This window comes from Paraburkholderia sp. SIMBA_054, from assembly GCF_046534875.1.
In the GTDB taxonomy this organism is placed as follows: Bacteria; Pseudomonadota; Gammaproteobacteria; order Burkholderiales; family Burkholderiaceae; genus Paraburkholderia; species Paraburkholderia hospita.
This window is the reverse complement of the sequence record NZ_JAWRXV010000733.1, coordinates 1-274: the sequence shown is the minus strand read 5'-3', so window position 1 is coordinate 274 and position 274 is coordinate 1. Positions and strand designations below refer to the sequence as shown.

Genomic DNA, 274 nt, shown 5'->3' with positions numbered 1-274 from the left:
CGGTCGTAACAACAGTAGATGAGCACCGCATTCCTCTGGGGCTTACAGTCAATTCATTTGCATCAGTATCAATAGACCCTTTACTCGTCTTATGGTCTATTGATAAAAGGGTATCATCTTATAAGTCTTTTATAAAAACTGAAAAATTTGCTGTACATGTATTATCTGGTGATCAGAGTGAAATATGTAATTTATTTGCAAGTAAAGGTACTGATCGATTTGAAAATTGTGAATGGAATTTATCAGAATATAATCTGCCAATTATTTCAGGAGC

1 protein-coding gene is annotated in these 274 nt (G+C 33.9%); it reads left to right on the top strand.

Going from position 1 to position 274, the window contains the following annotated elements; all coding sequences use genetic code 11:
- A partial coding sequence (locus tag SB822_RS57035) for a flavin reductase family protein (protein WP_410859098.1) occupies nt 1-274 on the top strand: 274 nt, incomplete at both ends.